The organism is Sporolactobacillus sp. THM19-2, from assembly GCF_004153195.1.
In the GTDB taxonomy this organism is placed as follows: domain Bacteria; phylum Bacillota; class Bacilli; order Bacillales; family Sporolactobacillaceae; genus Sporolactobacillus.
In genome coordinates this window covers 230,467-254,397 of the sequence record NZ_SEMC01000002.1, presented here as the reverse complement: position 1 = coordinate 254,397, position 23,931 = coordinate 230,467, and the positions used below count along the sequence as shown (strand labels likewise).

Below are 23,931 nucleotides of genomic sequence, written 5' to 3'. Positions count from 1 at the left end.
CATTATTTTAATAATGAGAGGAATGGGATTCAAATTAAAAACACAACGGCGTGTTTTTTTTTGTTCATGCCTCAGGGGATCTGTTGGTATCGTTTCAAATTTTATTTCAGAAGCCGGATTAGCTGGACAAAAAACAGCCCGATTTTCACAAAAACATCACTTTTAATCCGTTGTGATTCATTGCTGCCTGATAAGGTCGATGGTATAATTTTTACTGTAGAGGGTTGCTTTCTGATATTTTTTTCCTTACTGGAGAAGAATAAAAGCAGCCGGTAAATACTGACTGGTCTTGGAATGTAGAGACGGCTCATTATTAATCTTGTGAAGGCGATCACGTAGCATGGTTTTCACAGGTGAAGGTGCTTACAGCCCGGTGCTCAGAAGCGTCGGGTGAAGAATAAAAATTCTGGGAGGATGTTTAGGCATGGCTTTTAAAATCATTGCGTATGGCGTTGAACCTTACGAAGAACACCTGTATGGTGAACTGAACAAATATGGTTATGAAGTAAAACTGGTCAATGATCTTCTGACTGCTGATAACGGTGATCTCGCAAAGGGTTTTGACGGAGTGCTGCTCTTCGTTAACTGCCTGGCTGACCGTGCAAACCTGAAGAAATTCAAAGATTTCGGAATTAAATATGTTTTCACACGTACAGCCGGATTTAACCACATTGATCTTCAGGCTGCTGCAGACTTCGGTCAGGTGGTTGCCCGCGTTCCGGCATATTCTCCGAACGCTATTGCTGAACTGGCTGTATCGCTCGGGACATCCCTGAGCCGCAGCACGGTTTATACAACCGGCAGAACAGCAAAGCTGAATTTCGAAGTGACGGAAACAATGTTCAGCCACGAAATCCGTAAAAGCACAGTCGGTATTGTCGGCACAGGCCACATCGGTTGCGTAGAGGCTGAATTGTACAAGGGTCTCGGTGCAAAATTGCTGGGCTATGATATTTTCCAGAGTGATTTTGCCAAGAAACTGGTTGAATTCAAGGAACTGGATGACCTGCTTGCTGAGTCGGATATTGTCAGCCTGCACCTCCCCTACTTCCCTGGAAAGAACGAGAACTTTGTTAACGATGACTTCATCAGCAAAATGAAAGACGGTGCTATTCTGGTTAATACAGCCCGTGGTGAACTGGTTGATGAAGCGGCTGTTGTCAAGGCGATCAAGAGCGGCAAACTGAAAGGATTCGGTGCAGACGTTCTGACTGATGAAGCCCGTTTCTTCGGTAAGGACTTCTCCAAGGGTGAAACATTCCCCGACGCAACGATCAAAGAACTTGTCGAATTGTATCCGAAAGTCCTGATTACGCCGCATGTTGCCGCTATGACTGACGAAGCAGTTTCCAACATGATCTCCACCAGCTACGATAACTTTAACAAGGCACTCAACGGCGGGGACCTTGGCAGAGCAGAAGTCAAGCTTCCTGAACCTGCGAAAAAATAAAAATTATCCGGATAATCCTGGCTGGACCTGAATACAGGTCCAGCCGTTTTTTTGCTCATGCAAATATTCTTAATCTTTTTTATTGACAAACCATTACTTTCTGGTTAAAATAACAACACTCACTAAAAATTGTTTCACAAGGGATGTTTGTTATGTTCCGTACAGAAAAAAGCGAAAATCGAGTCTTGTTGATTAGTCAGGACCTGACAAAGATCATCTGAAATCGATGATACTCTGCCGGGTCCTGTTCGCATCTGTACGGGGTCCGAAAAGCCCCATCCAAAGTTACGGGATGGGGCTTTATTTTTCTCAAAAATATAAGAAAAAGGAGACGAAACAGAATGAAGATTGTTGTCATTGGAGCGGGTGCCATGGGCCTGAGATATGGTGTCCTGCTGCAGGAAGCAGGGAATGATGTCCAGTTTGTTGACACATGGGAACAAAATGTTGAAGCCATTAAGAAAAATGGGGGTGTGGTGGTTACCCGAGACGGAGCAAACCCCCATCTGGTTCCAGTCAGAGTCTCTTATCCTGAGGAATACCACGAAACGCCGGAACTCGCCATTGTCTTTATTAAAGACATGCATACGGTCGAAATGATGGAACGCTGCCGCCACTTTATCGGGAAAAACACCTATGTTCTGACCAATCAGAACGGCTTTGGCGGCGCTGAATATATTGCTCAGTTTGTGGACAAGGAAAAGATCATTGCCGGAACAGCCATGATCGCAACCGTCATGAAGGGACCGGGAAAAGTGGACTTTGTCGGCAAGCGTGGGACGGGTCATGTCCACATCGTCAGAAGAGAAGGTAAACCGGATGCCTTTATTTATAAAGTGGCCGATGAAATGGAGAAAGCGCTGATGCATCCGACTGTAAAGACAGATTATCTGGGGACCGTCTGGACCAAACTGGTTTTCAATTCTGTGGTGAACACGCTGTGTACGTTAATGAATATTAAGATGGGACAGTTTGCGGCCTATAAGAATGCGGAGGAAATGTCCCGAAGGCTGATTTATGAAGCGTATGAAGCAACGGATGCTGAAGGTATCAAACTGGAAGTGACGCGGGATGAACTGGTGGAACAGGTCATGTATGTTTCAAGAGTTTCCAACCCGCTGCATTATCCGTCGATGCATCAGGATATGTCAACCAACAGACCGACCGAGGTAGATTACATCAATGGAGCCATTGTCCGTCTGGCTGAAAAGCATGGACTGAAAGCGCCTTATCACTCGATGCTGGTTGATCTTGTTCATCTCAAGGAAGCTTCGCGAAAATATGATGATCCTGTCAAAGCCAGTGCCGGTTAATCCATGAAAAGGCTCCGGGCCTGCCAGTTCCGGAGCCTTTTTGCGGCTTTTTTCCGGTTAGAGTAAAATATGAAGGAGTGAAAAAATAAAATGATCGGGCCATGCTGCCCGATGCATATACAGGAGGAACATATGGCAGATCAATTCAGAAGGATCCATATTATTGTGCTGGATTCGGTGGGTATTGGCGAAGCATCGGACGCGGAAAAGTATCACGATAGAGGCTGCGACACACTGGGGCATACTGCAGAAGCAATGGGAGGCTTAAACGTCCCTGAGCTGGAGAAGCTGGGACTCTCCAACATTCGACCGGACAAACCGATCAGGGGGGTAACGGTTCAGGAGCATCCCGTCGCCTTTTTTACAAAAATGCATGAAGTTTCCGCAGGGAAAGACAGCATGGATGGCCACTGGGAAATGATGGGGCTGCCCGTCATGACTCCTCTGCATACGTTTCCTGATGGATTTCCTGATGAATTGATAAAAAAAATCGAGAAGTACAGTGGCAGAAAGGTGATCTGGAACAAACCGGCAAGCGGAACGGAAATTATTAAAAAATTTGGCGAGCGTCAGATGAAAACCGGAGAACTGATTGTTTACACCTCGGGAGATTCTGTGCTGCAGATTGCCGCACATGAAGATATCATCCCGCTTGAGGAACTTTATGATATCTGTGCTTATAGCCGCAAACTGACGATTGATGAACCGTACCGCCTTGGTCGGGTGATCGCAAGGCCGTACATCGGTGATCGGGCAGACCGTTTCGAGCGGACGGCGAACCGGCGCGATCTGACGCTGGAGCCGTCAGGGAAAACAGTACTGGACAGCCTGCTTGAAGCAGGGGTTGATACGCTCGCTATCGGTAAGATTAATGATATTTTCAGCGGGCACGGGATAAAGAAGGGCTGGCACACCGTCAGCAATGAAGATGGAATGAATCGTCTGATACGTGTGCTTGAGCAGGATTTTCATGGACTCAGTTTTACCAATCTTGTTGACTTCGACGCCAAATACGGACATCGCCGGGAACCTGTTTTATTCGGCAGAGCACTTGAAGCCTTTGATCATCAGCTTCGCGATGTGCTGGAAAGACTGCAGCCTGATGATCTGCTGATGATCACAGCCGATCATGGAAATGATCCCGGCTTCAGAGGCACGGACCATACACGTGAATACGTCCCGCTTCTTGTGACTTCACCCCGTTTTTCGGAAGGAGCAGCGCTGCCTGTCCGGGAAACCTTTGCTGATATGGGTGCCACGGTAGCTGAAAATTTTGCTGTGCCGCTTCCGAAAACGGGTCGCAGTTTTCTCGGAGAACTGAAATGAAACGGAGCTGATCACATGCGTATGGTCGATATCATTACTAGAAAAAGAGACGGATATGAACTGACACCGCAGGAGATTCGTTTTTTCATTGATGGTTATGTCAATGGCACAATTCCCGATTATCAGGCGAGCGCCTTTACAATGGCTGTCTATTTCAGAGATATGACAGACAGAGAGATTGCGGCCTTAACCCTGGCTATGGTTCATTCCGGTGAAACAGTTGATCTCTCCGGTATTCAGGGTATTAAGGTTGATAAGCATTCAACCGGGGGCGTCGGTGATAAGACGACGCTCGTTCTGGCTCCTCTGGTTGCGTCAGTCGGGGTGCCGGTGGCTAAAATGACCGGACGCGGTCTTGGTTTTACAGGGGGTACAATAGATAAACTCGAATCAATACCCGGTTTTCATATTGAACTGACCCCTGAACGCTTCGTCGAACTGGTCAATAACAACCGGATTGCCGTGACGGGTCAGAGCAGTGCCCTTGTACCGGCCGATAAAAAATTGTATGCACTCCGTGATGTGACTGGCTCGGTTGAGTCCGTACCGCTGATCGCAAGTTCGATCATGAGTAAGAAAATAGCTGCCGGGGCCGATGCCATTGTTCTGGAAGTCACAATGGGTAACGGCGCGTTTATGAAAGATGAAAGGGGCGCTGCGCGTCTTGCGGAAACAATGGTTCATATCGGGCAGCATGTCGGAAAGAAAACGGCGGCAGTGATTACAGACATGTCGCAGCCGCTTGGTTTTGCAGTCGGTAATGCGCTGGAAGTTAAAGAAGCGATTGACACACTGAAAGGACGCGGCCCGGAAGATCTGAAAGAGCTGGTTCTGACACTGGGCAGTTTAATGGTCATGCTCGCCGGTGCCGCATCAGATGCAGATGAAGCGCGCAGGAGACTACAGGCGTCACTGAAGAACGGCCGGGCACTGGAGAAGTTCAGAAGCTTTATCGTCAATCAGGGCGGGGATCCTGATGTGATCGATCATCCTGAGCTCTTACCGTCTGCTAAATACCAGATTGACCTTCCGGCACGGTCTTCAGGGCGGATCACAGCGATGCATGCGAAGAGGATCGGTCTGGCCGCGATGCAGCTGGGCGCAGGAAGAGCGGCAAAGGGGGATGCCATTCATTATGATGCCGGCATCGTACTGCATAAGAAAATAGGTGATCAGGTTCGAAAGGGAGACGCGCTGCTGACGATTCATACCGACACCGAGACGATCGATGAGGTGAAAGCCGGACTCTATCAGGCAATTGAGATCGGACCAGAGTCTGCCGAGCCGCCACTGATTCACCGGATTATTACTGAATAAAGTGAAATTTCAATAAGTAGTGGGCTTTTCGGATGCACAGGACGCCCTCGTTTTTTGCCTGCGCGCATCCGCCACTGATTGTTCGTTGAACCAACCCATCAGGCTGCTGCGGGCAGTGATCCTCCACCCGGGCATGTTTGTTTACTCCCATGACCCTGAAGTGGACCTGCCCGTTCATGCGGTTCATGTGGGATAAAGGCAATTGAAGGAGCGATTTCAGATGGGGAATCTGGCAAAATATATCGATCAAACGGCACTTCAGGCAGATGTCACAGAGAAGGATATTGAGAAACTGACCGGGGAGGCCAGACGCTTCGGTTTTGCCTCGGTCTGTGTTAATCCTTACTGGGTCAGCCTTGCAGCACAACAGCTTGCCGGATCAGATGTCCATGTCTGTACGGTCATCGGCTTCCCGCTTGGGGCGGGAACGGCTCAGACGAAAGCGTTTGAGACGACTGATGCCGTGCAGAATGGTGCGGACGAAGTTGACATGGTCATCAATATCGGCGCGCTGAAAAGTGGCCGCGAGGACAGGGTCCTTGATGACATTAAAGCCGTTGTCCGGGCAGCGAAGGGAAAAGTGCTGGTCAAAGTGATTATTGAAGCGTGTCTGCTTACCCGCGAAGAAAAGGAAAAAGCCTGCAGACTGGCAGTTCAGGCCGGTGCGGATTATGTAAAGACCTCAACCGGATTTTCAACCGGCGGGGCAACTGTTGAAGATGTGGCGCTGATGCGCAGGACTGTCGGGGCACGCGCGGGTGTTAAAGCAGCCGGCGGTATCCATACCAGGAAGGAAGCTGAAGCGATGATCGCTGCCGGGGCAACAAGAATTGGCGCAAGCTCAGGCGTTAAAATCGTAACGGAAAAATAAAATCCGGGACTTGAAAAATGAGGGTCATGTATGCTATAATCCTTGTCGTGCCCTTAATAGGGTATATGATAGGGCGTTGGGCAAGTGGTTAAGCCAATGGATTCTCATTCCATGATCACGGGTTCAATTCCCGTACGCCTTATACTTATATTTAAAAAAAGTCACTCTGCTGACGTTTCATCGTGCAGAGTGACTTTTTGTGTATTCAAAATCTCTGGAAACGCCGGCAATCTCCCAATCGTCAGGTATTTGATAATAAGAGTTGAAAGCGTTTGCAATTCGCGATAAAATAAAGGTGGATCAAATGTGAACAATTTGTGACGTGATAAATTTCACATTGCGGTTCTCTGATGAATCAACTATTTATATCAGATTGTACGGAAGGGAACGAACAATAATGAAGAAAAAAAGAATTGTTATTCTTGGTGCAGGTTATGGTGGGCTTCGGACATTGAAAAAACTGCAGAACATGCATATCAATGCCAGTCTCGTGTTAATTAATAAAAATAATTATCATTGTGAAACGACCTCTCTTCATGAAGTGGCTGCGGGTTCCTCGGATGCCCGGGAAATCTGTTATCCGATTGATTATGTCATTGACCGGAAGCAGACAGCATTCATTCAGGATACCGTGCTCCGTGTCGACAGAGAGGAAAAGCAGGTCATTCTCAAAGAGCGTCCGCCGGTAAAATATGATTACCTGCTGATTGCACTCGGATTTGAGTCAGAGACTTTTGGTATTGAAGGGATTCATGAACACGCCCTGGCTATTTCGGATATTCCGTCAGTTGAACGGATTCGCAAACATATCACAGATCAGTTTGATGCCTGGCAGCAGGATAAGGAGGAGGAACATCTGACCATTGTGGTTGGAGGTGCGGGGTTCACCAGCTTTGAACTTCTTGGGGAGCTTACAAACCGTTTGCCTGTGCTTGCCCGTCGATTTGGCATCCATCCGAAAAAGGTACGTGTGATCTGTATCGAGCCGAGTCCCCATGTGCTGCCGATGTTCGATCGTAAGCTGGCTGATTATGGGACACGAAAACTGCTCGCGCGCGGTGTTGAGTTTGTGATTGGACGGGTCAACCGGCTGGTTCCCGGTCACATTTATTATCGAAATGGCAATGAAATGCATGTCATTCATGCCGGCACATTTATCTGGACAGGAGGGGTTCGCGGGAGCTCAGTCATTGAGGCCTCCGGATTCAACCAGAAGCGCGGACGTGTCCGGGTTAACGACGATCTGACAGTGCCCGGCTATCCGGATATCATGATTATCGGCGATTGCTCGGCAGTAATCGATCCTGAAAGCGGCCATCCCTATCCCACAACAGCCCAGATTGCTCTGCAGCAGGCAGATTGTGCAGCATGTAACCTGCATGCACGTATCGAAAATCGGCCCGTAAAAGCTTTTGTTTATAAATGCAAGGGAACCGTCTGCTCGCTGGGCAGGAATGATGCAATGGGTGAAGTGATGGGGAAAAATCTCAAAGGCTACCCGGCTTCATTTATGAAAAAAGTCATTGAAAACCGCTCTCTGGCAAAAGTCGGTGGTGTTGAAACGATGCTGAAAAAAGGCAGATTCAGCTTCAGCAAATAATGAGGTGTACAAAAATACAGCCCGCTCTGTCAAAAAACAGGGCGGGCTGTTTTATATGATGTCCGATTAAATAGCGTAATTACTTGCTGCTGACCGGTTCAGGGATTTTGGCAAGGGCCTGATCCAGATCCCAGATAATATCATCTACATCTTCAATACCGATCGATACACGGATCAGATCCGGTGTGACGCCTGCAACCGCCTGCTCTTCAGGTGTCAGTTCGGCATGTGTTGTACTTGCCGGGTGAATGATCAGTGATTTCGCATCGGCAACGTTAGCAAGCAGTGAGAACAGTTTGACATTGTTAATTAATGTTTTGCCGGCTTCCAGACCGCCCTTTACGCCGAATGTGAAAATTGAACCGGGACCTTTCGGGAGATATTTTTTAGACAGTTCGCGGTACGGGTTCCCTTCCAGTTCAGGGTAGTTGACCCAGGTGACCTTCGGGTGATTGTTCAGGAACTGAGCCACTTTGCGTGCGTTCTGAACATGACGTTCAACACGGACCGAGAGGGATTCAAGCCCCTGGAGGAAGTAGAAAGCGTTCTGCGGGCTGATGGTTGCGCCGGTATTTCGGAGCAGCTGAACACGGGCCTTCGCAGCGAATGAAGCCGGAGCGAGATCCGCATAAACAAGACCACCGTAGCTCTTGTCTGGTTCTGTAAAGTCAGGGAATTTGCCACTTGCCCGCCAGTCGAATTTACCGCCGTCGACAATGACACCGCCGATTGCTGTACCATGGCCACCGATGAACTTTGTCGCTGAATGAACAACGACATCGGCCCCATATTCAATCGGACGGATCAGATAAGGCGTCCCGAATGTGTTATCGATAATAAACGGAATCTTATTTTCGTGGGCAATTTTTGCGACTGCTTCGATATCAAGTATATTGATCTTCGGGTTGCCGATCGTTTCACCGTAAACAGCTTTTGTTCTATCGTCAATCGCTTTTCGGAAGTTTTCCGGATCATCCGGGTCTACAAATTTAACGGTAATGCCGAGTTTCTTCAGGGTGACGGAGAAGAGTTCATAAGTACCGCCGTATAGCGTACTTGCGGAAACGATATTGTCGCCGCTGCTCGCAACATTCAGCACCGAGTAGACGATCGCGGCAAGGCCTGAGGCGGTTGCCAGCCCGGCAACGCCGCCTTCCAGGGCGGCGATACGTTTTTCAAATACATCTTCTGTCGGGTTCATGATACGGGCATAAACATTGCCCGGCCTTTTCAACTGGAAGAAATCCGCAGCCTCATCCGCATCTTTGAAAACAAATGAACTGGTCTGATAAATCGGAACCGCCCGGGCGCCGGTTGCCGGATCCGGTACCTGTCCGGCGTGCACCTGCAATGTTTCAAAACCAAATTTTCTTTCTTCTGCCATCTTAATCTCTCCCTATACCCTTAATTTTTTCATTAAATAAAATCTTAGATCGGAAAGAGTTACAGATTGGAAAGAGCTGCTGTATGAAAAAGCTGCTTCCCGCAGAGAGGAAAGCAGCTTTTTCGCCGATTCTTTTCTTATCTGCCAGAATTTAATCTGCTGGAATTAACACCATACACGATTGCCGTGCTGGTTGTCGGGCTTCGCAGGGCCAGTCCCTCCGCCACTCTTGATAAGATTTATTTAATTGATTTCAGTTTATTCCCATTTTTGATTTTTGTCAATACAAAATAACAAGTAATTCGGTAGTTTTTATATTAATTGGATCGGGTGCCGATCGGGAATCCCGGACTTGTGATGCAAAAAAGGGAAAGAGCATCATGCTCTTTCCCTTTATAAAGGCATGTATCTGCCCGACAGGCACAATCAATACAGACCTTCAGTGGATTCCTTTGTACTGATAAAAATGTTCTTTGTCTGGGTGTAAGCATCCAGAATACTCTTGTAGGTTTCACGGCCGATACCGGATTTCTTGTAACCGCCAAAAGGTGCACCGGCAGGCAGCTGGTTGTATGTGTTAACCCACATACGGCCGGTACGGACACCGCGGGCAACTTTAAGGGCCGTGTTCAGATTGCTGCTCCATACGGCGCCGCCAAGGCCGTAATCCGACTGGTTAGCCAGTTTGATGACTTCGTCCGCATCTTTAAACTTGATGACTGTAGCAACCGGCCCGAAAATTTCTTCCTGAGCGATTCTCATGTCGTTTGTTGCATCAGCAAGCAGCGTCGGTGCCATAAATACACCTTTGCCCAGATTGCCGTTTTCCAGCTTTTTACCACCGGTGACCAGCTTAGCACCTTCATCCTGGCCGATTTTTACATAATCAAGGATTTTTTCCAGTTGACGTTTATTCACCTGAGCGCCCATCTGAACGCCGTCTTCCCACGGCAGTCCGACTTTAACTTTATTAAATGCATCTTTCAGAGCGGCCAGGAATTTATCATAAATTCCTTCCTGAACGAAGAGGCGGGAGCCTGCGCAGCATACCTGACCCTGGTTGAACAGGATGCCGAGCTGGGCGCCTTCGATAGCGCGATCCCATGGTGCATCGTCGAAGAAGATATTGGCCGACTTGCCGCCAAGTTCCAGAGTAGCCGGAATCAGGCGCTTTGCTGCAGCATCAGCCACTTCATAGCCAACCTGAGTGGATCCGGTGAATGCCAGTTTAGCAAATCCCGGGTGATGCAGCATATAATCACCGGAATCTGAGCCGCGGCCTGTCACAACGTTAACAACGCCGGCCGGAAGCACCTGATCGAGCAGTTTGGCAAATTCGAGCAGACTCAGTGATGTTGAAGATGACGGATGAATGACGACTGTGTTTCCTGCTGCAATCGCCGGGGCGATCTTCCAGGCAGCCATCAGGAACGGGAAGTTCCAAGGAACGATCTGACCGACAACTCCGATCGGTTCCTTCAGGTTAATCGTTAATGTATTTTCATCCAGAGCTTTTGCTGTTCCTTCTTCAGAACGGATCACACCTGCGAAATAGCGGAAGTGGTCTGAAGCCGACGGTACATCGACATATTTTGTTTCACGGATCGGTTTCCCGTTGTCCAGTGTTTCCACAAGTGCCAGATGATCGGCATTTTCATCAATCAGGTCGGCAATTTTCAGAAGAAGGGTGCTTCGTTCCTGAATACCAACTGTTTTCCATGTTTCAAATGCTTTTGTAGCTGCCTCTACCGCGGCATCTACATCTTCGTGGCTCGCATTTACGAATTCGGCGAGTTTTTCACCGGTACTGGGGTTGTAACTGGTTATCTTACGCCCGTCTGAACCATCGACCCATTTCCCCCCGATATATAATTTATAATCTGTGTCGACTGCATGTTCCAGAACTGTACTTTGAATGCTCATATACAGTAACATCCCTTTCTCGTAATAGAGTTATATTGTTTACGCTTTCATTCTAATCTACTTTTTAGAAAATGAGAAAATATTTGCTCAGCCGCTGATCCGGATGTGTCTGTATTATTCAAACGGATAACGAATGCCCCACTGATCACGTACCTGCGTCATGATATCCACCACATCCCGTGTCAGAGGCAGCGTTTTTTCGACACGTTCACCCCGAACGGCAGCGTTCATATCGTTGAATTCATAGACCATGGCATGAGCGGTGCTCCCGGCTTCGATCGTTTCTACCTTGCCATCAGGATAAGTCAGGGTTGCCTGATCAGCACGGGGGAAATTGTCAACTGTAATATAGGCTCTGTCCCCTGTGACAATACCGCGCTTGGGCAGTTTGGCCCGCATGGTTAATGTGACTGTTGCCATCTCGTGATCTTTATTTTTCAGGATAATGCCTGATGACTCATCGACACCTGTCTCGAATTTTTTCACTGCCGTCAGTACCTGATCAGGCTGGCTCGACAGGAAGGAACGGACAAAGGACAGAGCGTATGTGCCGATATCCAGGAGGGCTCCTCCGGCAAGATCCTTACTGAAAAAGCGGTTCCTGACGTCATACGGTTTCAGACTTCCGAAGGTGACATTGACCATTTTCACCGTACCGATTTTCCCGCTGTTGATTATTTCCCGTAATTTCCGGTACAGTGGCATATGAAAAATCGTCATGGCCTCGGCCACAATCAGCCCTTTTTCTTCAGCCAGACGGACGACCGGATCAAGCTGTCTGCTGCTGACTGTAATCGCCTTTTCACATAAAACGTGCTTCCCATGCCTCAGGGATTTGAGAAGATACGCGTAATGGCTGGAATGCGGGGTCGAAAGATAAATCACATCGATATCAGGATCCGCAAGCATCTCATCATAACTCCCGTAGGCTTTTTCAATATGATGCTGTTCTGTAAAAGCTTTGGCCCGTCCCAGGTTTCGCGACCCGGCCGCGTAAATCGTTCCACCGGCCGCGTGTATCGCATCGGCAAATTCAGCAGCAATTCTTCCCGGGCCAAGGATGGCCCACTTCAGTTCCTTCATTATTGTGATCACCTCATATGGTGTTTTCTGATCAGGCGCATGCCGCCCTTTCAATCCTGCAGCAGCCGGCGCGCAGGATTTTTTTAACGTATCGTGACCCGTAGCACCCTTCCCCTTGAAATTGGAAGAATGTGCAAAATGGAGTAATAGGTGCAAAATAACGGTTAAAGTATAACTTTGCTGCATGGTAGTGTCAAAGAGAGAGAACCTCCTCTCTGATGGATTGAAAGTGACTTACAGAGTGCGGAATGTGTTGTGATGAGAAAAAACAGTGACAAATCACTTTTAATCAGAATTGCGAGGATGTATTATGAACAAAATATGACACAGAATGCCATTGCCGGTGAACTGGGGAGATAGCGGACGACGGTGGAAGCAGCCGGGGGTCTCGGAGCCCTGCGAGGCAGGTACATGAATACGCTTGTGACGACCGACGAAGCCGCCCGTGCCATTCTTGAAAGGGCAGATTAACCTGGATCGGAAGACTTGTTCTCTCTACTTAATGGATGTTAAAATCAAGAAGTTGACAAAATATATCTATTTACTCGGAATGAAGTACTTCCGCCTCAGAAGGGAACGAAATGATCATGAAGAAATTATTTACAGGCATCATACTTATTGTTCTGGCTGCAGCGCTTGCCGCATGTGGTCAGGACAACGGATCGGATGCAGGAACTGGAAATCTTGCCGATCAGGTCAGGGAGCGGGGCGTTCTCAAAGTTGGAACGGAAGGGACTTACGCGCCCTATACTTACCATAACAGTAAAAGCAATAAACTGGTCGGCTTTGACGTAGATGTGATCCGTGAAGCAGGAAAACGGATGGGTGTCAAAGTAGCATTTAATGAATCAAACTGGGATTCTCTTTTTGCCGGACTGAATGCGAAAAGATTCGATACGATTGCCAATGATGTCGGAGTGACGCCAGACCGTCAGAAAAAATATGACTTTTCAAGGGCATATTCGACATCACAGTCCGTCATTGTCACAAGAAAGGACAATCATAAAATAAATGCACTTAAAGATTTGAAGGGTGTCAAAGTTGCTCAGGGGTTATCAAGCAATTACGGTGAAATGACGAAAAAGGCAGGAGCGGTCATCACGGGTCAGGATGATTTGTCAAAAGCCCTGAAACTGGTCAGTCAGGGCAGAGTTGAAGCGACTGTTAACGATCAGGGAGCGGTCCTGCAGTACTTTAAAACAACAGGGGATAAGAATTTGAAGATAGCCGCCGTTATCCCGTCAAATGCAGCTGACATTGCTTTTCCGGTAGTGAAAGACAGCGGGCTGGATAAGGTGCTCTCAGAGCAGCTTGAAGCGATGAAGAAAGATGGGACATTAAAGCAGATATCCGAAAAATATTTCGGAAAGGATATCAGTAAATAATGTTTTCCCTTGTAACAGGCACGATCACCATAGACTGGGAGCTGGCTGCGCAGTCTTTCTGGCCGCTTCTGCAGGGAGGGTTAGTCTATACCCTGCCGCTGGCTGTGATTTCCTTTTTCTTCGGATTGATCATCGCAATTTGTATGGCCATTTTCCGTCTGTCGCATAATTGGCTGCTACAGCGTATTGCCCGGGTCTATATCTCAATTATTCGCGGGACTCCGCTGCTTGTTCAGCTGGCGATCATTTTCTACGGACTGCCTGATCTTGGAATCAGAGTCAGCCCCTTTCCGGGGGCAATCATTGCTCTGTCGCTGAATGTCGGCGGTTATGCAGCTGAGACGATCCGTGCTTCGATCCTTTCGGTGCCGAGGGGTCAGTGGGAAGCCGGCTATACAATTGGGATGGGTTATGCCCAGACGCTGCGTCGGATTATTTTGCCCCAGGCAGCTCGTGTGTCGATTCCGCCTTTGTCGAATACATTTATCGGTCTGGTTAAAGATACGTCACTGGCTTCCACGATTACGGTAACGGAGCTATTCCGGAGAGCTCAGGAAATTACCGCGACGAGTTATGATTTTCTGCTGCTCTATTCCGAAGCGGCGCTGATTTACTGGCTATTCTGTTTCGTGCTTTCCATTATACAGGGACGCATTGAGTCAAGACTCGACCGGTTTACGGAACGGAATTAATGGAGGTGGATGAATATGCTGCTCAAGGTCAGCGGCATCGAAAAATCATTCTCAGGTAAACGGGTACTCAAGGGCATTGATTTCTCACTTGATGAGGGAAAGGTCCTGGTTATCATAGGCCCGTCCGGATCGGGGAAAACGACCATTCTGCGCAGTCTTAATCTGCTCGAGGTGCCGGAGAAGGGTCAGCTGCAGATTGATCATCTGCAGGTCAGATTCGGTCAGCCGATCAATCAGAAGATGATCAGAACCATCCGGCGTAAATCAGCCATGGTTTTCCAGAGTTTCAACCTGTTTCCGCATAAAACGGTCCTGGAAAATGTGATCGAGGGACCTGTCCAGGTCCAGAAGAAACCTGAAAAGGAAGCCATTCAGGAGGCAAATGAGATCCTGGAAAAAGTCGGTCTTGGGCAGCACAGGGATAAGTATCCGTATCAGCTTTCCGGCGGACAGCAGCAGCGGGTCGGTATTGCCCGGGCGGTTGCTCTAAAGCCGAAACTGCTGCTCTTTGACGAACCAACTTCTGCCCTGGATCCGGAACTGGTTTCCGATGTCCTGGGTGTCATGAAAAACCTGGCAAAAGACGGATGGACGATGGTCATTGTGACACATGAGCTGAGGTTTGCCGGAAAGGTAGCGGATGAAGTGCTGTTTGTTGATGACGGGATGATCCTGGAACGGGGGACGCCTGAAGCTGTTTTCAATCATCCGCAGCATGAACGGACCAGGCAATTCCTCAGCAGAGTGCTGAAAAATATGTAATCTGTTTAGACTGGCAGTCCGGAAAACCTTCCGGACTTTTTTCTTTATACGTGAAATGGCGGCAGACCGAACCTGGTATCCGAATTCCTGTTTGTAGACATGCCTGCAATCAGGTATAATCGCTTATATATATTTTATTACGGAGGTGACTGATTTGGAGATAAATAAGAGACAGGCCATGAATGTGGCTATGGGAGCTGCCTTTCTCATGGCCATGTCGGCAGTGGGTCCCGGTTTTCTGACACAAACAGCAGCTTTTACCGGGCAGCTTGGCGCGGACTTTGGATTTGCCATATTAGTCTGTATTTTAGTGGACATAGGCGTTCAGCTGAATATCTGGCGGATCATCGTCATATCCGGGAAAAAAGCGCAGACGATTGCTAATGATCTGGTCCCCGGTCTCGGTTTTCTGCTGACGGTTCTGATTGTCATCGGCGGATTAACGTTCAATATTGGCAACGTTGGCGGTGTCGGCCTGAGCTTTAATGTACTCTTTGGCATGACACCGGAAAACGGGGCATTAATCGGCGGGATCATTGCTCTGGTGATTTTTCTTGTGCGTCATGCGTTAACGGTGATGGATCGGACCGTTCAGGTACTCGCCGTGATTACCGTTCTGTTACTGGTCTATATTCTGGCCGTCAATGCCCCTCCGGCGGGTGAAGCCATCACCCGTTCATTTGTTCCGACAACCCTTGACTTTTATTCAATTGTCACCATTGTTGGCGGGACCGTCGGGGGATATATCTCTTTCTCCGGTGGTCACCGGCTGCTCGAAGGTGGATTAAGGGGAAAAGAGAGTATTCCTTATATTAACCGTGGCGCTCTGACCGGGATCAGCGTTGCCTCTGTCGTCCGCATCATGCTGTTTCTGGCCGCATTAGCCGTAATCGCTGACGGATATAAACTCAATCCGCTTAATCCGGCGGCCAGTATTTTTCAACATTCTGCGGGGGACTTTGGCTATAAGTTCTTCGGCATCATTTTGTTTGCAGCCAGTCTGACCTCGGTTCTTGGGTCGACCTTTACATCAGTGTCCTTTCTGGATTATTCTAAATCTGAGGATAACAACAGTATTTTCAAAAGGATCCGTCCTTATCTGATTATTTTCTTTATCATCTTTTCGACCGCTGTTTTCTATTTTATTGGGAACCCGGCAAAAGTTCTCGTTGTTGTCGGTGCGATTAACGGGCTGATTCTTCCGATTGCTCTGGCAATTCTTCTGATTGCAGCGACCCGAAAGAAAATTATGGGGAAAGCTTACAGACATCCCCTGTGGCTCTCTATTTTCGGCTGGATTATTGTTGTGTTCATGGCCTATGCCGGCATTCAATCCGTGATCAAAGGGTTTTCGAATCTATTCTGAAACAAGGAGAATGGAAGGAGATGGAGATGCATGACTCAAATTGATCTGAACTGTGATTTGGGAGAAAGTTACGGACACTACGTCATCGGTAACGATCAACAGGTGCTTCCATTGATTTCATCGGCCAATATCGCCTGCGGGTTTCACGCGGGCGATTTTTCAGAGATGCACCGGACCGTAACGGCTGCACTCAGAAATCATGTGGCACTTGGCGCGCATCCCGGTCTACCCGATCTCATGGGATTTGGCAGGAGGGAAATGAAGGTGACATCTCTTGAAGTCTATGATATGGTGGTCTACCAGATTGGTGCGCTAAAGGCGGTTGCTGCTGCGCAGAAGGCTGCTCTGAATCATGTTAAACCCCATGGTGCACTGTATCATATGGCCTCGGGTCATAAAGAAATGGCAGATGCCGTGGTGCAGGCGATCAGGGATGTGGATCCGGCCCTGAAACTTTTTGCAATGGATGGGACCCATCTGGCAAAAGCCGGCGAGAGATCCGGCCTTCATGTCATTCATGAAGTGTTTGCCGACCGAACCTATCAGGCTGACGGATTACTGACCCCGCGCTCACAGCCTGATGCATTGATTACGGACACCGCGCAGGCGATGAAACAAGTGATGCAGATGATCAGGGAAAAAACGGTAACAACTGCCGGAGGAAAGAAGGTTCCGGTACGCGCGGAAACGATTTGTGTCCATGGTGACGGGGTTAAAGCACTGGCTTTTGCCGCTGAGATACGCCGGGGACTTGCAAAACAGGGACTGACAATAGCCGCCTGGCACTGAAGGGGAGCGATAATGATGATAGATTCCGCAACATTATCTGACCGGCATCCGGCTGAGGTCCGCCAGTTGATCCGGGAAGGGCAATGGGATAAACCGACGAGTGGTCTGGCGAATGGATATACTCAGGCTAATCTGGTCATTCTTCCGCAAAAGTATGCCTACGATTTTCTGCTGTTCTGCCAGCGTAATCCCCGGCCATGTCCACTCCTTGAAGTGCTGGATACCGGTAATCCGTCAGTCCGGGAACTGGCAGACGGTGCTGATATTCGTACGGATCTTCCGAAATACCGGATTTACCGAAAAGGGCTGCTCAGTGAAGAATTAACAGATATTAAATCCGCCTGGAGGGAAGATTTTGTCTCCTTTCTGATTGGCTGCAGTTTCAGCTTCGAGCAGGCACTGCTTCAAAATGATATTCCTGTGCGTCAGATTGAGCAGCACTGTAACGTTCCAATGTACAAAACCAATATCGCCTGCCGCCCCGCCGGTATTTTTCAGGGCCCGCTGGTTGTCAGTATGCGTCCGATGACGGAAAAGCAGGCGATCCGGGCTGTTCAGGTGACGAGTCGCTATCCATCTGTTCACGGCGCGCCAATCCATATCGGCAGTCCGGAAAAGATCGGCATTGCAAACCTGTCTCATCCGGACTTTGGTGATGCTGTGACGATCAAAAGCGGAGAAATTCCCGTTTTCTGGGCCTGCGGTGTGACCCCGCAGGCGGCTGTTATGGCAACAAAACCGGAATTGGCCATTACCCATGCACCCGGTCATATGTTGATCACCGATCGTAAGGATAGCACATTCAGTATTCTGTAATTCTTTTTTTGCTTTGTACATTTTCACTGCATGACGAATCAACCGGCAGTGTGCAAAGTACGAGGGCAAACAGTAAGTCGTGACCGACCTGTTTGACGGGAGGGTGAGAAAATGAGAGTTGAACCGTTTGGCGATCAGGCTGTTCGCGTCATCCTGGGCGACCGGATTGCCCCGTCTGTTCAGAAAAAAATCAAACAGTTTACGGAACGTTTCGACCGGCAGCCCTTTGCCGGTTTTATTGAATATGTACCGGCCTATACCAATGTTGTTCTTTACTATGATCCTGTTGTAGTGATTCGCCACGGGAGGAAAGATCTGCCGGCACAGGAGCAGGTCTGTCATTATATTCAGGCGCTGCTGCAGGACGAAGAGAAAGAAAAGGGGCAGGAGGCGTCCCGCAGGCGGGTACGCATACCGGTATGTTACGGCGGCGATTTCGGTCCCGATCTGGTGCAGGTTGCGGCCTGTCACAACCTGACTGTAAAACAGGTTATTGCCAGACACTCAGCCCCCAGCTATCTGGTCTATATGCTGGGCTTTACCCCGGGTTTTCCCTTCTTAGGGGGTCTTCCTGAAGAACTGGCGACCCCGCGCCGTAAATCTCCGCGCCTGAAAATTGCGGCCGGCTCTGTGGGTATTGCCGGGCAGCAGACGGGTGTTTATCCGCTTGAGTCTCCGGGCGGCTGGCAGATTATCGGGCGGACGCCTGTTGCCCTGTTCAGACCGGAATCCAATCCGCCGACCTTATTAATGCCGGGCGATATCGTTACGTTTGAACCGATTACCGAAGCTGAATTTAATCGGATCAGGGGGCAAAAGTCATGACGTTAACCATCATCCAAAAAGGTTTTGCCTCATCTGTACAGGACATGGGCCGTCCCGGGTACCAGCGCTACGGTATTATTGTAGGCGGCGTAATGGATCGTCCATCGGCAAGTCTGGCCAACTGGCTGGTGGGCAATCCGGAAACAGCTGCTTTAATTGAGTTTTCCTTTCTGGGACCGGCCATTTTGTTTACCGAACCGGCTCTGTTCGCTGTAACCGGTGCATATTGCCGGCCGAAACTGAATAATCGGGACATTCATCCCGGACACCCTTACTTCGCCGACGAAGGGCAGATTCTGACCATCGGTGGGCTGATTTCAGGCAGCCGGGGTTATGTGGCTGTGGCCGGGGGAATCGATACACCCTTATGGCTCGGCAGCCGCTCTACCAGTGAGAGGGCCGGAAAGGGAGGATATAAAGGCCGGCGATTGAAGGAGAATGACCAGTTACCTGCCGGGAAACCTTCGAAAGTGGCCGAAGAACTGATGCAGAGGCCTGAGCGACTGGCCGGTAAATGGTATTACGCGTTCAGACGGACATACAGGGGCAGACAGACGGTCCGTGTGATGCCGGATACACTCTGGCCGAAATTTTCAAAAAAAAGCCGGGTGGCCTTTCTTTCCACAGATTATCGGGTGACAGGATCATCGGATCGCATGGGTTACCGGCTCAGCGGAGAAAAACTGATGCTCGATCAGCCCATTGAACTGTATTCTGAAGCTGTCACCGAAGGATCGATTCAGGTACCGGGAAACGGACAGCCGATCATTCTGATGACAGATCATCAGTCAACAGGCGGTTATCCCAGGATCGCCCAGGTCGCCTCAGCCGATTTACCACTTCTTGCTCAGTTGCCACCGAACAGCCTGCTTCGTTTTAAAAAGATAGCTGCCGGAGAGGCGGAACAGCTGCTGATGCGCCAGCGTATTGAAATGGAACAGTTACATACGCAGATCGACCGCCGGCTGAAGCTCCTGGTAAACGAGTAACAGATATGTCAGAAAATTTTACATAATAATTTGAACAAGTTTGCACTTTTTGCTAAGGCCGTTTTTTTGGCATATAATGATTTTGGAAAGGTATATGGAGGGGGAAAAAGAGTTGACAAAAGAGATTTCTGCATCGATGGTCGCTAAATATTCCGACAAGATTCAGACAAAGCCGAAAAACAGGATCATCAAAGATGCAATTATGAAAAACGGGATTAACGCGGCAACCCTTAATAATGACGCAGTTGTTTCTATGAATCCGGTATTCTCCGAAGATATTGATACCGGGAAAGTGACAAATCAGAAAATGAGCGGGCGCTGCTGGATGTTCGCGGCACTGAACACATTCCGTCACAAACTGAACAGCACATTTGATTTAAAGGATTTTGAGCTCTCTCAAAATTACACGATGTTCTGGGATAAATTCGAGAAATCCAATTATTTTCTTGAAAGCATCATTGACACGGCCGACAAACCGACTGACGGCCGGCTGGTATCCTGGCTGCTCGCGACACCACAACAGGACGGCGGCCAGTGGGATATGCTTGTTTCCATCATTGATAAGTATGGCGTTGTACCGAAACAGGTCATGCCGGAAACATTTCAGAGCAGTCGTTCAGTGGAACTTAACCGCCTGCTGAATGCCAAACTGCGCGAAGATGCCATCCATTTAAGAACATTGTTTGAAGAGGGTAAATCACGTCAGGATCTTGAAGCCGTAAAAGAAGGACAGCTTGAAGATATTTACCGGATCCTGGTCTTCTCACTCGGTGAACCTCCGAAAACATTTGATTTTGAGTACCGCGACGAGGAGAAAAAGGAGTTTCACAGAGAGATTGGAATCACACCGCAGGAATTCTATAAGAAGTATGTTGGACTCAATCTCGACGATTATGTCAGCATCATTAACTCACCAACCAAAGATAAACCGTACAAAAAGACCTATACGGTTCAGTATCTGGGTACGGTGGTCGGTGGACGGAAAATTAAATATCTGAACGTCGATATGGAAACACTGAAAAAGCTGGCAATCCGTCAGATTAAAGATAAAGAAACCGTCTGGTTTGGCTGCGATGTAGTTCTTTACACAGAACCGAAACTCGGCATTATGGATAAAGCTGTTTTTGATTATGATACAGCATTCAGTACGAAATTCGGCCTGACTAAGGCACAGCGTCTGGACTACAAACAGAGCTGCCTGACACACGCCATGGTCCTGACCGGCGTCAATCTCGTTGATGGTAAACCGAACCGCTGGAAAGTGGAAAACAGCTGGGGCGAAGACCGGGGTCACAAAGGCTATTTTGTGGCAAGCGACAAATGGATGGATGAATTTACATACCAGGTTGTTGTCAACAAAAAATACCTGCCTGACGAACTGAAAGCTGCATATGATCAGAAACCGATTGAACTGAAACCATGGGATCCGATGGGTGCCCTTGCTTTGATGAAATAAATGAGGATACAGACAAAAGCCGCCTGAAGAATATTTCAGACGGCATTTTTTTATGAAAAAATTCCTTTGCATTGCCGTTTTAAAAACATTACACTTATAAAGGATACCTGCACCTGATCGGAGCACGGCAGGTGAATAAACGGAATGGGGAAACGGCAACTCATGAATAGAATTATCGACTATCTGAAACGACAATCCGTGAGACGGGTACTGATCTTTGCCTTACTGATTTTCATCTTATATCTGGTCAGAAGCCTGATGGATCTCCTCCTTCTGACATTTATTTTTTCTTTCCTTATCGATCGTCTGGAAACCTTTGTCCATCGGAAACTGAAGATTCCGAGGCGTCTTGTTGTCATCATTCTCTATTCACTGATTGTTGTCGGTATTTATGCTGCCGTGACGGTCTATCTGCCGATCATTGCCGAACAGACGGTGCAGCTTTATCATTCCATTGTTACAACGATCCGGGATTTTCGCGGGTCTGTTCTGATCAATGCGATTGTCGATCAGCTGCAAAGAAATAATGTTGACGAATACCTGAGATCAGGTGTGAAATTTATTATTACATCATTCACTTCTTTCAGTACCTTTGCCATTGATCTGTTTCTTGCTCTGCTGCTCAGTTTGTTCTTTTCTCTGGAAAAGGAACGCGTAATTCAGTTTACAAAGGGCTTTAAAAAGAGTAAAATCAGTTTCTTATATAATGAACTGGCGTTCTTCGGCAGCCGGTTTGTCGAAACCTTCGGGAAAGTACTTGAGGCACAGTTTATTATTGCACTGGTCAACACAGCTATTACTTCTGCGATTCTGGCTCTGCTTCACTTTCCGCAGTTATTCAGCCTGATTATTATGGTATTTGTTCTCAGTCTGATCCCCGTTGCCGGCGTCGTGATCTCACTGATTCCACTCTGCATCATCGGCTATACGATAGGCGGCATCCGTGATGTAATTTATATGGTATTGACCATCCTGGCGGTACACGCCATCGAAGCTTATGTCCTGAATCCGAAGCTGATGTCGGCAAAGACGGAGCTGCCGGTTTTCTTTACGTTTGTCATATTAATTTTTTCGGAGCATTTTTTCGGTATCTGGGGTCTGATCGTCGGTCTGCCGATTTTTGTCTTTCTGATTGATGTCCTTGGTGTCTCATACAAGCGTCCGCCGAAAAAGCTTCCCTTCAGACGAAATAACGCTCATTAACAGGTGTCAGGCGGTCCCCATCATAGAGACCGGATGTAACAAAATGAAAGAGGTAAAAACATGGATAAAACATCCATTTATGGATTAACATTCAATCAGCTGGAAGACTTTTTGCTTGATCACGGTGAAAAAAAGTTTCGTTCAGCGCAGATTTGGGACTGGCTCTATGTAAAACGCGTCGACCGGTTCAGTCAGATGACAAATCTGTCGAAAAAGGGTATTCATCTACTGGAAAACTCTTTTGTCATGGGGACACTGAAACTCGAGACGGCTCAGAAAGCAAAGGACGGAACGATAAAATATCTGTTCCGGCTTAAGGACGGTAATCTGATTGAAACGGTTCTGATGCCGCATGAGTATGGCCTGTCGGTCTGCGTAACGTCGCAGGTCGGCTGCAATATCGGATGCAGTTTCTGTGCGAGCGGACTGCTCCGGAAGAACCGTGATCTGACAAGTGGTGAAATGGTAGAACAGGTGCTTGCGATACAAAAACATCTGGATCAGCAGGAGCAGGGAAAAGGTGAACGTGTCGGACACGTGGTTGTCATGGGTATTGGTGAGCCTTTTGATAATTTTGATCACGTGATCAGTTTTCTGCGGATTATTAATCATTCAAAAGGGCTGTCAATCGGTGCACGGCACATTACGGTGTCGACCAGCGGGATCGTACCGAAAATCTACACCTTCGCTGATATTGACTGGCAGATCAATCTCGCCATCTCACTGCATGCACCAAATAATGAACTGCGCAGTCGGATCATGAAAATCAACCGGGCCTGGCCAATCGAAAAACTGATGGATGCGGTTGACTATTATCTGAAGAAAACCAATCGCCGGATTACCTTCGAATATATTATGCTGAAAGATGTTAATGATCATAAGGAGGAGGCGCTCCAGCTGGCGAAACTGCTGGAAAATAAGCGCCATCTTGCCTATGTCAACCTGATTCCTTATAATCCTGTAGAGGAACATCCGGCATATCAGCGCAGCAGTAAACAGGCGGTTTCCGCTTTTTATGAAACGCTGAAAAGGCGCGGGATTAATGCCGTCGTGCGTAAGGAATTCGGGACGGATATCGACGCGGCCTGCGGTCAGCTCCGGAGTAAGCAAATGAACAAAGAGCGTGTGCGGAAGCCATGACTTGCGGCTTGTTTTCTGAAATGATCATTTATCACAAAAAATAAGAGGACACCTGTTTATTTTGAAGCAGGCGTCCTCTTTGTTGTAAGGAGCCACTGGTTCCGTTTGCCACGGATCTAATAAATGCCGGCTCTGTTCTCAAGGGTTCGGCATTTAGACAGAAGACCGGGTGTGGCAGATTCCGAGTTTAATATGCCTTATACGTTTCACCGTTCAGTCTTTTGCAAAAGTTTGTACAGTC

At 48.2% G+C, this 23,931-nt stretch carries 21 protein-coding genes, 1 tRNA gene and 1 riboswitch; of the genes, 19 read left to right on the top strand and 3 right to left on the bottom strand.

The genetic code is table 11. The features are described 5' to 3' along the window. The first annotated feature begins 424 nt into the window (after positions 1-424). From EWH91_RS03025 to EWH91_RS02995, 7 genes are all read left to right on the top strand, one after another. Entirely contained in the window at positions 425-1,450 is a 1,026-nt protein-coding gene (locus EWH91_RS03025) for an NAD(P)-dependent oxidoreductase (protein ID WP_129928537.1), read from the top strand. Between the two features lie 341 nt (positions 1,451-1,791). Next, on the top strand, positions 1,792-2,763 hold the full coding sequence (locus tag EWH91_RS03020) for a ketopantoate reductase family protein (protein WP_129928536.1): 972 nt from the start codon (positions 1,792-1,794) through the stop codon (positions 2,761-2,763). A 132-nt stretch (positions 2,764-2,895) separates the two neighbouring features. Continuing rightward, a complete protein-coding gene (locus EWH91_RS03015) occupies positions 2,896-4,089 on the top strand; it encodes a phosphopentomutase (protein WP_129928535.1) in 1,194 nt (397 codons plus the stop codon). Positions 4,090-4,104: 15 nt separating this feature from the next. Next, positions 4,105-5,406 (top strand): pyrimidine-nucleoside phosphorylase, encoded by a 1,302-nt coding sequence (locus EWH91_RS03010; RefSeq protein WP_129928534.1) that lies wholly within the window; start codon positions 4,105-4,107, stop codon positions 5,404-5,406. Positions 5,407-5,626: 220 nt separating this feature from the next. Beyond that, positions 5,627-6,277, top strand: coding sequence for a deoxyribose-phosphate aldolase (deoC, locus tag EWH91_RS03005; RefSeq protein WP_129928627.1), 651 nt, complete (start codon positions 5,627-5,629; stop codon positions 6,275-6,277). Positions 6,278-6,347: 70 nt separating this feature from the next. Then, positions 6,348-6,419 (top strand) — tRNA-Glu (locus EWH91_RS03000). 255 nt (positions 6,420-6,674) lie between these two features. Beyond that, positions 6,675-7,877, top strand: coding sequence for an NAD(P)/FAD-dependent oxidoreductase (locus EWH91_RS02995; RefSeq protein WP_129928533.1), 1,203 nt, complete (start codon positions 6,675-6,677; stop codon positions 7,875-7,877). Between the two features lie 79 nt (positions 7,878-7,956). On the opposite strand, the gene EWH91_RS02990 is transcribed toward EWH91_RS02995, so the two are convergent. From EWH91_RS02990 to EWH91_RS02980, 3 genes are all read right to left on the bottom strand, one after another. Beyond that, positions 7,957-9,261: an O-acetylhomoserine aminocarboxypropyltransferase/cysteine synthase family protein gene (locus EWH91_RS02990; protein WP_129928532.1), complete on the bottom strand. Its 1,305-nt coding sequence runs from the start codon at positions 9,259-9,261 to the stop codon at positions 7,957-7,959. Positions 9,262-9,395: 134 nt separating this feature from the next. After that, positions 9,396-9,500, bottom strand: a riboswitch (SAM riboswitch). A 187-nt stretch (positions 9,501-9,687) separates the two neighbouring features. Beyond that, positions 9,688-11,184: an aldehyde dehydrogenase family protein gene (locus EWH91_RS02985; protein WP_129928531.1), complete on the bottom strand. Its 1,497-nt coding sequence runs from the start codon at positions 11,182-11,184 to the stop codon at positions 9,688-9,690. 114 nt (positions 11,185-11,298) lie between these two features. Continuing rightward, positions 11,299-12,267, bottom strand: coding sequence for a Gfo/Idh/MocA family protein (locus EWH91_RS02980; RefSeq protein WP_129928530.1), 969 nt, complete (start codon positions 12,265-12,267; stop codon positions 11,299-11,301). 369 nt (positions 12,268-12,636) lie between these two features. On the opposite strand from EWH91_RS02980, the gene EWH91_RS14905 reads away from it, so the two are divergent. The 12 genes from EWH91_RS14905 (at position 12,637) to rlmN (ending at position 23,690) form a co-directional block, all read left to right on the top strand. Beyond that, complete coding sequence (locus EWH91_RS14905) at positions 12,637-12,738, top strand: sugar-binding domain-containing protein (protein WP_129928529.1); 102 nt, start codon at positions 12,637-12,639, stop codon at positions 12,736-12,738. A gap of 110 nt (positions 12,739-12,848) precedes the next feature. After that, on the top strand, positions 12,849-13,652 hold the full coding sequence (locus EWH91_RS02970) for a transporter substrate-binding domain-containing protein (protein ID WP_483315816.1): 804 nt from the start codon (positions 12,849-12,851) through the stop codon (positions 13,650-13,652). Next, positions 13,652-14,344 carry an amino acid ABC transporter permease gene (locus EWH91_RS02965; protein ID WP_129928528.1) on the top strand — a complete coding sequence of 231 codons (693 nt, stop codon included), beginning with the start codon at positions 13,652-13,654 and terminating at the stop codon, positions 14,342-14,344. Before EWH91_RS02970 ends, EWH91_RS02965 begins: the two co-directional genes overlap by 1 nt. A gap of 18 nt (positions 14,345-14,362) precedes the next feature. Beyond that, positions 14,363-15,106, top strand: a complete 744-nt coding sequence (locus tag EWH91_RS02960; protein WP_165364228.1) for an amino acid ABC transporter ATP-binding protein — start codon at positions 14,363-14,365, stop codon at positions 15,104-15,106. 160 nt (positions 15,107-15,266) lie between these two features. Next, on the top strand, positions 15,267-16,472 hold the full coding sequence (locus EWH91_RS02955; RefSeq protein WP_483315818.1) for an NRAMP family divalent metal transporter: 1,206 nt from the start codon (positions 15,267-15,269) through the stop codon (positions 16,470-16,472). A 30-nt stretch (positions 16,473-16,502) separates the two neighbouring features. Then, the gene (locus EWH91_RS02950) at positions 16,503-17,261 is read left to right on the top strand and encodes a LamB/YcsF family protein (protein WP_129928526.1); all 759 of its coding nucleotides are present in this window, start codon (positions 16,503-16,505) and stop codon (positions 17,259-17,261) included. A 12-nt stretch (positions 17,262-17,273) separates the two neighbouring features. Next, a complete protein-coding gene (locus EWH91_RS02945; protein ID WP_129928525.1) occupies positions 17,274-18,077 on the top strand; it encodes a putative hydro-lyase in 804 nt (267 codons plus the stop codon). 111 nt (positions 18,078-18,188) lie between these two features. Further along, positions 18,189-18,902: a 5-oxoprolinase subunit PxpB gene (gene pxpB, locus EWH91_RS02940; RefSeq protein WP_129928524.1), complete on the top strand. Its 714-nt coding sequence runs from the start codon at positions 18,189-18,191 to the stop codon at positions 18,900-18,902. After that, entirely contained in the window at positions 18,899-19,891 is a 993-nt protein-coding gene (locus EWH91_RS02935; RefSeq protein WP_129928523.1) for a 5-oxoprolinase subunit C family protein, read from the top strand. Before pxpB ends, EWH91_RS02935 begins: the two co-directional genes overlap by 4 nt. A 112-nt stretch (positions 19,892-20,003) precedes the next feature. After that, a complete protein-coding gene (locus EWH91_RS02930; RefSeq protein WP_129928522.1) occupies positions 20,004-21,347 on the top strand; it encodes a C1 family peptidase in 1,344 nt (447 codons plus the stop codon). 162 nt (positions 21,348-21,509) lie between these two features. Next, positions 21,510-22,550, top strand: a complete 1,041-nt coding sequence (locus EWH91_RS02925) for an AI-2E family transporter (RefSeq protein WP_129928624.1) — start codon at positions 21,510-21,512, stop codon at positions 22,548-22,550. A gap of 60 nt (positions 22,551-22,610) precedes the next feature. Further along, positions 22,611-23,690: a dual-specificity RNA methyltransferase RlmN gene (gene rlmN / locus EWH91_RS02920; RefSeq protein WP_129928521.1), complete on the top strand. Its 1,080-nt coding sequence runs from the start codon at positions 22,611-22,613 to the stop codon at positions 23,688-23,690. Positions 23,691-23,931: the final 241 nt, after the last annotated feature.

Excerpts from the sequence above, each read along its gene's own strand:
- EWH91_RS03025 (WP_129928537.1), top strand. The coding sequence starts at position 425 with ATGGCTTTTAAAATCATTGCGTATGGCGTTGAACCTTACGAAGAACAC.
- EWH91_RS03020 (WP_129928536.1), top strand. The coding sequence starts at position 1,792 with ATGAAGATTGTTGTCATTGGAGCGGGTGCCATGGGCCTGAGATATGGT.
- EWH91_RS03015 (WP_129928535.1), top strand. The coding sequence starts at position 2,896 with ATGGCAGATCAATTCAGAAGGATCCATATTATTGTGCTGGATTCGGTG.
- EWH91_RS03010 (WP_129928534.1), top strand. The coding sequence starts at position 4,105 with ATGCGTATGGTCGATATCATTACTAGAAAAAGAGACGGATATGAACTG.
- deoC (WP_129928627.1), top strand. The coding sequence starts at position 5,627 with ATGGGGAATCTGGCAAAATATATCGATCAAACGGCACTTCAGGCAGAT.
- EWH91_RS02995 (WP_129928533.1), top strand. The coding sequence starts at position 6,675 with ATGAAGAAAAAAAGAATTGTTATTCTTGGTGCAGGTTATGGTGGGCTT.
- EWH91_RS02990 (WP_129928532.1), bottom strand. The coding sequence starts at position 9,261 with ATGGCAGAAGAAAGAAAATTTGGTTTTGAAACATTGCAGGTGCACGCC.
- EWH91_RS02985 (WP_129928531.1), bottom strand. The coding sequence starts at position 11,184 with ATGAGCATTCAAAGTACAGTTCTGGAACATGCAGTCGACACAGATTAT.
- EWH91_RS02980 (WP_129928530.1), bottom strand. The coding sequence starts at position 12,267 with ATGAAGGAACTGAAGTGGGCCATCCTTGGCCCGGGAAGAATTGCTGCT.
- EWH91_RS02970 (WP_483315816.1), top strand. The coding sequence starts at position 12,849 with ATGATCATGAAGAAATTATTTACAGGCATCATACTTATTGTTCTGGCT.
- EWH91_RS02965 (WP_129928528.1), top strand. The coding sequence starts at position 13,652 with ATGTTTTCCCTTGTAACAGGCACGATCACCATAGACTGGGAGCTGGCT.
- EWH91_RS02950 (WP_129928526.1), top strand. The coding sequence starts at position 16,503 with ATGACTCAAATTGATCTGAACTGTGATTTGGGAGAAAGTTACGGACAC.
- EWH91_RS02945 (WP_129928525.1), top strand. The coding sequence starts at position 17,274 with ATGATGATAGATTCCGCAACATTATCTGACCGGCATCCGGCTGAGGTC.
- pxpB (WP_129928524.1), top strand. The coding sequence starts at position 18,189 with ATGAGAGTTGAACCGTTTGGCGATCAGGCTGTTCGCGTCATCCTGGGC.
- EWH91_RS02935 (WP_129928523.1), top strand. The coding sequence starts at position 18,899 with ATGACGTTAACCATCATCCAAAAAGGTTTTGCCTCATCTGTACAGGAC.
- EWH91_RS02925 (WP_129928624.1), top strand. The coding sequence starts at position 21,510 with ATGAATAGAATTATCGACTATCTGAAACGACAATCCGTGAGACGGGTA.
- rlmN (WP_129928521.1), top strand. The coding sequence starts at position 22,611 with ATGGATAAAACATCCATTTATGGATTAACATTCAATCAGCTGGAAGAC.